This window comes from Sphingobium sp. FG125 (assembly GCF_057809795.1).
Genome location: NZ_JBMDKQ010000011.1, coordinates 148,368 through 156,130, shown reverse-complemented (window position 1 = coordinate 156,130; position 7,763 = coordinate 148,368). Strand labels below are relative to the sequence as shown.

The window sequence follows — 7,763 nt, the reverse complement described above, 5'->3', positions numbered from 1 at the left end:
GCCTTCAGGGCGGCATCCATCCCGATTATGACGGTCACACCTATCTTTCGGTGCTGAAGGCTGTCCGTGACGCGGCACCGCATATCCATATTCACGCTTTTTCGCCGCTGGAGGTCACACATGGCGCGTCGACGCTCGGCCTGGACCTTGAGGACTATCTGGTTCGGCTTCGCGATGCGGGGCTATCGACGCTGCCAGGGACGGCGGCAGAAATACTGGATGATGAGATTCGCGCCATCATCTGCCCGGACAAACTCGATTCCGGTGAATGGCTCAATGTCATGCGGACCGCCCATCGCGTCGGCCTTCGCTCGACCGCCACGATGATGTTCGGCCATGTCGAGGGCTATGAACATTGGGCGCGCCATTTGCTCAAGATCCGCGATCTTCAGGAGGAGACGGGCGGATTTACTGAATTCGTGCCGCTGCCCTTCGTCCATATGGAATCGCCGATCTGGATGAAAGGGCGCGCACGGTCGGGTCCCAGCTTCCGCGAAACGATCCTGATGTACGCCATATCGCGCCTGGTCCTCCATCCGCTGATAACCAATATCCAGGCAAGTTGGGTGAAGCTTGGACCAAGCGGCGTTGCAGCGGCCCTGCGAGCCGGTGTCAACGACCTTGGCGGCACATTGATGGACGAATCCATCACCCGCGCTGCCGGCGGTCTGAACGGCCAATTGTGCGATCCCACGCAAATGCATGGGTTCGCACGCGAGGCAGGCCGCCAAGCCACGCAGCGGACGACGCTGTACGGACATATGAACACTTATGCACTTGAAGCGGCTGAATAGCCCTGATTTGAAGAGGATGATTGAGATGGCAGAAACAATCGCAGTAATCGGCGGAACCGGCAATCTTGGTGCGGCAATCGCGCGGCGACTGGCCAAGGCTGGTCGTACTGTCCTTATCGGTTCCCGCTCGCAGGAGAGCGCGGAACGCGCTGCGGCAGAATTGGGCTTTGGCCTTTCCGGCCGGGCGAACGCCGATGCGGCCCGTGAAGCGGACATCATCATCATCGCCGTACCCTTCGCGGCCCAGGCAGGAACCATTGCCGACATCGCGCCGCATTGTGCCGGCAAGATCGTCGTGGATACCACTGTGCCACTGGTGCCGCCCAAGGTGATGCGCGTTCAGCTGCCCCCCGAAGGCAGCGCCGCCCAACGCGCGCAGTCCCAGTTGGGAGAAGGCGTCACCGTCGTATCGGCTTTTCACAATGTCGCGGCCCACAAGCTTGCGACCGATGAGGCGATCGATTGCGACGTGCTGGTGTTCGGCGATGACAAGGCAGCGCGCGAACAGGTCGTCGAACTGGCCGGTTTGATGGGCCTGCGTGCCTTTCATGCCGGCGCGCTCTGCAATTCGGCTGCCGCGGAGGCACTGACCTCGATATTGATCTTCATCAATAAAAATTACGGCCCCGGCGAAGCAGGTATTCGCTTGACCGGCATTTTGGAATAAGCGCGATCGGCACGCTCCCGATGAACCGAAATGGCATGACGAATGATAGAAATCTGCCCCCTAACGGGGATCGGCGAAATCGAACAGCACGCCGCTCTCGATGAAATACTGGCAGACAGCCTAGAAGCGCTCGGTCTCGCACCCTTTCGCGATGGCGACATACTGGTCGTTACGCAAAAGATCGTATCCAAAGCGGAAGACCGGTTTGTCGATCTGGCCCAGGTCGTGCCTGGGCCAGAGGCGCTGCGCCTTGCTGAAATCACGCGCAAGGACGCGCAGCTTGTCGAACTCGTCCTCGCGGAATCGCGCGCGGTGCTGCGTGCGGTTCCCCATGTGCTCATTACCCAGCACAGAAGCGGCCATGTCATGGCCAACGCCGGGATCGATCGCTCCAACATCGGCGACCGACAGGGTGACTATGCGCTGCTGCTGCCTGAAGACGCGGACGGGTCGGCCGAGCGTATCAGGCAGGGGCTGAAGCAGCGCTTTGGTCATGCGCCCGCCGTCGTTATCTCGGACAGCTTTGGTCGTCCCTGGCGCATGGGGGTCGTCTGCGTCGCCCTCGGTGCAAGCGGGCTGCCAGCGCTCCAGGACAAGAGGGGCGAGATCGACCGGGACGGACGGGTTCTGGAAGTGACGCAGATCGCGCTTGCAGACATGGTAGCGTCAGCGGCGGGGCTGGCGATGGGCGAAGGGTCCGAAGGCGTGCCTGCGGCTCTCGTCCGTGGGCTGCACTGGACCGAAGCGGATAGACCTGCATCCGTGATCGTCCGCCCGATAACGGAGGATTTGTTCCGATGACGGAAAAGATCGTCGTGTTGACGGGCGGTGTCGGCGGCGCGAAGCTGGTTCTGGGCCTGTGTCAAGTCATGCCAGCCGATCGGATCGTAGCGATCGTCAATACAGGCGACGATTTCGAGCATCTTGGTCTCAATATATCGCCCGATGTCGATACGCTGCTCTATACGCTGGCGTTGAAAGCCGATCGCGAAAAAGGCTGGGGTCGCGCGGATGAAAGCTGGAACTTCATGGCTGCGTTGCGATCACTGGGCGGGGAAGACTGGTTCCAGCTTGGCGATGGTGATCTGGCGCTGCACATCCTGCGGACTGCCCAATTGCGGGCCGGCCATGCGTTGAGCGCCGTGACCGCGCAGTTTGCCGCCGCATGGAATATTGGCGTGTCCGTGCTGCCGATGAGCGACGATCCCGTCGCCACGATCGTGACGACCGATGAGGGCGATCTAGCGTTCCAACGTTATTTTGTCGAGCGCCGGTGTATGCCGCAGGTCAGCGCCATCCGCTTTGAGGGTGCGGGGACGGCCCGTGTAGCACCGGGCGTCCTGGAGGCGATCACCGACCCTGCAACCAGCGCCATCGTTATCGCGCCGTCCAATCCCTATCTCAGCATCGACCCCATTCTGTCCGTGCCTGGGATAAGTGACGCCCTTAGAAACAGCGTGGCACCGATAGTTGCGGTCTCGCCGATCGTCGGTGGCAAGGCAGTAAAGGGGCCGACCGCGAAACTGATGGCCGAACTTGGCCAGTCTGTGTCGCTTTCGACGATCGCGCGGCATTATGAAGGATTGATCGATGGCCTGCTCATCGATTCCGGCGACGACGGCAGTGCGCTCGGCGTCGCATCGGCAGCAACGGATATCATGATGAACAGCCTTACGGACCGGGCGCGGGTGGCGCGGGCAACGCTGGCGCTGGCGCAAACATTGCGGTGATCAACTGGACGGCGGTAATCCCGTTCAAGGGGCGCGCGGCGCGCAAGACCCGTCTTGCGGGGATTTTCTCTGAAGAGCAGCGTGACCGTTTGAGCTATGCCATGTTCAATCGCACATGCGCGGTGCTCGCTGGCTGCGATGCTGTGGGGGAGATCGCCGTGCTGTCCGACATACGCCCGCCTGCGTGGCACGGTCGCCTCATCGGGGACGCGGGACGGGGCCTCAATGCCGAGTTGAACAGTCTTGCAGCGGATCTGGCGACACAATGTCTGCTCGTCATCCATGCCGACCTTCCTTTACTGGGACTGCAGGACATTGGCGACCTGCTGGAAGCGGCGGGCAGGGCGTCAATGGCCATCGCGCCGGATCATGCAGGGACTGGCACGAATGCGATTGCGCTGGTCGACCCGGCCGGGTTCGCCTTTCACTTTGGTCCGAATAGCTTCGTGCAGCACGTCGAAGCCGGGCAGGACAGAGCTGCCATCATCCATCGCACCGGCTTGTCGCTCGATGTCGACACGCCGGAGGATTATGACCGGGCCTGCCGTCATGCGCCGGAAATCAGGCGCTGGACAGCGGCGTAACGGGTCTTGTGAGTTCCACAGACGCGCGTCCTTGATCCGTTATACCAGCTGCAATAGTCAGATTTCTGGCATATTGCGGATGTTGGATTTCCCCCCGGTCAGCGCACGCCGGAGCAGTTCGAGCGACAGGCCGGCATTGAGCGCATTGTGGCGGGAGCCGACGCTCAGGTCACGCCATGTCCGCCGCCGCGTGAGCCAGGCGCATGGCGTAGCCGCAGTCGGCCTGGGTTTTCACTTTCTCTATCTTCGTGACGGGCCGCTCCTGCGCGATGCGATCGACGACGTCGCAGGCGCGGTAGACATGCATCCAGGCGGAGTCGATCTTGATCGCGGCTTCCCCAGCTTTGCCGGCAACAGATGGGAATCGGACTGGCGATCATAATTCCAGGACAGGGCGGTCGTTCATCTTTTGACGGACTGATACCAAGTTTCATTGATCAGAACCCATGTGCCCAGTCTCGGAGGCCGATCGACAATCTCTTCATAGGAACCGAACACCCGGTTCGATAGCCAATTGTCACGCATGAATTGCCAGATGTTTTCCTGCGGATTGAGTGCAGGGCTTTTCGAAGGGATCGGCACGATGGAAACCCCATCGGCAGTCGCGCGCTTTTGGCGCAGCGACCATGGCTGCGGGTCATGTTGGTGAAGGTCCAGGTTACATCGATAAAGACAAGCCGTTCCTGTTCAAGATCGACCTGCCCCTCGAACCAATCATGCCGCTGCTTCAGGACGTCGGGGCGGTCCTGCTCGATTGCATGGCCAGTCTTTTTTGCGCGTCATGCCTCGGCGGACGAAGAAACAATCCAGTCCTGCCACCGAGACGATCAAGCCGGTGTCGGCCAGCGCTACCCGAAGCTCTTCCAGCGAGATGGCCTTACGCGCCTTCCAGATAGGGAGGACGTCCGCCGCTCGCCCCTGGATCCGACGCGAAACCGACCCGCTGCATTGCCTTGAAAAGCCTTATAGCGGATCGGCGAATGAACCAGATTATATTGGATCGGTCGATTGCAGAACCGAGCGGTTGCCTGGAAGCATCTGGTTAAAAAGCGCATCTATCTCGACGTCGGAAGAGATACGCCGCATATCCAGAAGCTCGACCGCGTTTCCGATCGCATAGCGGCTGGCGGGTACCGGCGCTTCCAGCGCTTCAATGATAGTTGCCGCCACCACATCGGGCGCGACCGCGACTTTGTCGGCGCTCTGGGAAAACGCCTTTTGCTGCTCGAAATAATGTCCGTAATTCTGCCGCCCTTCTTCGTCGAGCTGCACAAGCCCGCGATCCAGCTGCGCTCCAAAACCATGCACCATGGCAGTCGCGATCGCGCCGGGCTCTATCAGCGAGACAGGTATGCCCCACTGACCCGCTTCCAGGCGCATGGTATCGGCCAGGCCTTCCAGCGCGAATTTCGAGGCGGTGTAATAGCCAAGTAGCGGAAACGCGATCTTGCCGGACATTGATCCTACGAAGATGAAGCGACCCTTGTTCTTGCGGATATGCGGAAGCGTAGCCTGATAGATGGCGAGATTGGAAATCGTGTTGATTTCCATCGTGCGTCGGAACGTCTCGATAGGCGTCGTTTCCAAAGGGCCGGATGGATTGACGCCAACACAACTGATGACGGCGTAGAGCGGGCGGTCGCTGCGCTCAAGGGCTTTCACAAGTTGGGACGCGCCCACATCGGCAGAGGAGAAATCGGCAACGAAAAGATCTACCGCGTCAAGGCCGTTGGCCTTCATCCCCTCAAGATCGGCGTCATTCAATGCGGAACCCAGTACGTTATAGCCTGCGTCCTGCAACTGTCGTGTCAGACATTGCCCGACGCCGCCTGAGGCTCCCAGTACCAAGATCGTGCCGGACTGTGCTGCACCTGCTGACATTGTTTATCCTCTACCAAGAATCATATCATCGTTGCGCCAGCTTCCAGCTCGACTGCGCGCTTGACCGGTCGCGCCCCCAATAGGCCAAAAGCGAAGCGCCAACGCAACGAATCCATTGTTTAGAACCTATATACTACATGGCATGCCCCGATGTGAATAGGGCAGCAGCAGGATATCGCCTGCGCCATGGAACGATAGTCGGGACCGCGTTGTTCGATTTTTGACGGGAATTTATTATGAACGACAAAGGCAGGCGATCGATTTCAAGGGACCATGAGTTTTCTGATGCTGACAATATCGGCAATCTCGTCGGCACGGATCATGTTGGCGATGATGATAGTGGGCAGGCGGTTGACGATCCAATCGCCATGAAGCTTCCGATCGAAGAAGGCGATTTCAGCGCGCAGCCGAGTTGAGAATTTTTGGTCATGCGGTTCGGACGGGGCAGGCGGCGATGTCTGTCATCACGTCCCTTGGCAGCGGCTTTTCCGTGCCCTATATTTATATAAAGACTGCTTGCGCATAGCCGGCGAAAGCGCGCTAATTTGGCGCGTTCAAACCTCGTTTGTGGAACACGGCGTGCTGTGTAAAATGGCCGTTGAGGCGCGTCCCGTTAGAGGGATGGCTGCGAAAATGGATTGCGTTGGGACGGATACCATATTAGGTCCTACATACTGTTTTTATAAATGATGAGGGTGCCATGGATTACGATTACCAGCGGGGCTTCGTCACTTACCCCGATGCGGAACCTGGTAGCTCTGGCGAAAAGGCGCCGTATATCGATCATGGCACCGCGCGGATCGATCCCAAACGCTTCTACAGCAAAGAAGAAGCCGACCTTGAGTGGGACAAGATGTGGACGAAGACCTGGCTTTTCGTCGGGCTGAGCCATGACATCGCGGAGGTCGGCGACTGGTTCAAGGCAGACTATGGCAAGGAATCCTTCATCATCGTGCGCAATGCCGAGGGTGATGACGGGATCGCGGCCTATTATAATGTCTGCCCGCATCGCGGAAACCGCATCGTGCATGACGATTTCGGCAGCGTCGGCGGTGATGCAAGCCAGGGAGGCTGCGCCTTCACCTGCGATTTCCATGGCTGGAAATTCGGCCTCGACGGCAAGAATGTCGAGATTCGCGATGAGATGATTTTCCGCAAGGAGGCGGTTGCCCATCGCCCCGGCCTGAAGGCGGTGCGATGCAGCGTCTGGAACAGCCTGGTGTTCATCAATATGGACCTGAATGCCAAGCCCTTGCTGGACCAACTGGACGTCATCCCGAAGCATCTCGCGCCCTATCCGTTCGAAAAATACAAGGTGCTGCGCGATATCGAAACCTGTTGGGATGCGAACTGGAAGACCGCGCTTGATGCGTTCATTGAATTTTATCACGCTGATGACGTGCATCCCCAGGTTGCGCCTTTCACCGAGACGCTGGGTTGTCAGTATGATCTCTATGGCAATGGCAACAGCCGGATGATCATTCCGATCGGCAGCGTTCCCGTGCGGTTTGAGGATCGCGAATCGGTACCCGACGGAATGAAGGCGTTTCTGCAATTTTATGGCGGCAACCCGGATGATTTCACCCATCTCAAGGGCTATGAATATAACAAGGCCTTTGCCGAAACGCGGCGGAAATGGGCAAAGCGGCACGGCTACGACCATTTCGAGAATCTGACCGACGATCAGGTCAATGATGACTGGAATTACTTCATCTTCCCGAACGTGACGATCAATGCGTTCAGTGACTCCCTGCTGCTCCAGATTTTCCGTCCGCACGAAACCGAACCGCGCAAGAGCTATTATCGCGCCATTTCGTTATGCCTGCCAGTGGGCGGTTCGAACGATATGGTCATGGATCCCGGTCAGTTCGGCCCTGAAGCCGTGTCCCCTCCGGGTTGGGACGGATCGATACGGCCAGAAAAGATCGTTCCCCAGACGCTGGCGGATTTTGGCTCAGTCCTTGCGCAGGACGCCGTCCGCGTGCCGGAAGTGCAAAAGGGCATCGAGTCGTCCGCGTTTGACGGCTACGTCCTTTCAGAATCTGAGAACCGCATCCGACACTATCTTGCTGAGCTTGACCGACTGATGGGGCGGGGCTGAGCGAGC

The 7,763-nt window shown here is 58.9% G+C and carries 9 protein-coding genes and 2 pseudogenes; 7 read left to right on the top strand and 4 right to left on the bottom strand.

What is annotated here, in order from left to right; translation table 11 throughout:
- The 5 genes from cofH to cofC all read left to right on the top strand — a co-directional run.
- The coding region (cofH, locus tag ACODSR_RS12710; protein WP_489076990.1) for a 5-amino-6-(D-ribitylamino)uracil--L-tyrosine 4-hydroxyphenyl transferase CofH at positions 1–794 on the top strand (794 nt) is incomplete at its 5' end.
- Between the two features lie 25 nt (positions 795–819).
- Positions 820–1,461: an NADPH-dependent F420 reductase gene (gene npdG, locus ACODSR_RS12705; protein ID WP_489076988.1), complete on the top strand. Its 642-nt coding sequence runs from the start codon at positions 820–822 to the stop codon at positions 1,459–1,461.
- Between the two features lie 42 nt (positions 1,462–1,503).
- On the top strand, positions 1,504–2,262 hold the full coding sequence (cofE, locus tag ACODSR_RS12700; protein ID WP_489076986.1) for a coenzyme F420-0:L-glutamate ligase: 759 nt from the start codon (positions 1,504–1,506) through the stop codon (positions 2,260–2,262).
- Entirely contained in the window at positions 2,259–3,191 is a 933-nt protein-coding gene (gene cofD / locus ACODSR_RS12695; RefSeq protein WP_489076984.1) for a 2-phospho-L-lactate transferase, read from the top strand. The genes cofE and cofD overlap by 4 nt, the downstream gene beginning before the upstream one ends.
- Positions 3,188–3,775, top strand: a complete 588-nt coding sequence (gene cofC / locus ACODSR_RS12690) for a 2-phospho-L-lactate guanylyltransferase (protein ID WP_489076982.1) — start codon at positions 3,188–3,190, stop codon at positions 3,773–3,775. The genes cofD and cofC overlap by 4 nt, the downstream gene beginning before the upstream one ends.
- Before the next feature lie 169 nt (positions 3,776–3,944).
- Here the strand turns inward: cofC and ACODSR_RS12685 are convergent.
- The 4 genes and pseudogenes from ACODSR_RS12685 to ACODSR_RS12670 form a co-directional block, all read right to left on the bottom strand.
- Positions 3,945–4,124 (bottom strand): annotated as a pseudogene (locus ACODSR_RS12685) (acyl-CoA dehydrogenase family protein); the annotation flags it as partial.
- A gap of 53 nt (positions 4,125–4,177) precedes the next feature.
- Positions 4,178–4,357: a hypothetical protein gene (locus tag ACODSR_RS12680; protein ID WP_489076980.1), complete on the bottom strand. Its 180-nt coding sequence runs from the start codon at positions 4,355–4,357 to the stop codon at positions 4,178–4,180.
- Positions 4,358–4,359: 2 nt separating this feature from the next.
- A pseudogene (locus tag ACODSR_RS12675) lies at positions 4,360–4,708 on the bottom strand (IS630 family transposase); the annotation flags it as partial.
- A gap of 57 nt (positions 4,709–4,765) precedes the next feature.
- Positions 4,766–5,656 (bottom strand): SDR family NAD(P)-dependent oxidoreductase, encoded by an 891-nt coding sequence (locus ACODSR_RS12670; protein WP_489076978.1) that lies wholly within the window; start codon positions 5,654–5,656, stop codon positions 4,766–4,768.
- 236 nt (positions 5,657–5,892) lie between these two features.
- Here ACODSR_RS12670 and ACODSR_RS12665 point away from each other — a divergent pair, with 236 nt between their 5' ends.
- Positions 5,893–6,072 (top strand): hypothetical protein, encoded by a 180-nt coding sequence (locus ACODSR_RS12665; protein WP_489076976.1) that lies wholly within the window; start codon positions 5,893–5,895, stop codon positions 6,070–6,072.
- 284 nt (positions 6,073–6,356) lie between these two features.
- A complete protein-coding gene (locus ACODSR_RS12660) occupies positions 6,357–7,757 on the top strand; it encodes an aromatic ring-hydroxylating oxygenase subunit alpha (protein ID WP_489076974.1) in 1,401 nt (466 codons plus the stop codon).
- Positions 7,758–7,763 lie beyond the last annotated feature (6 nt).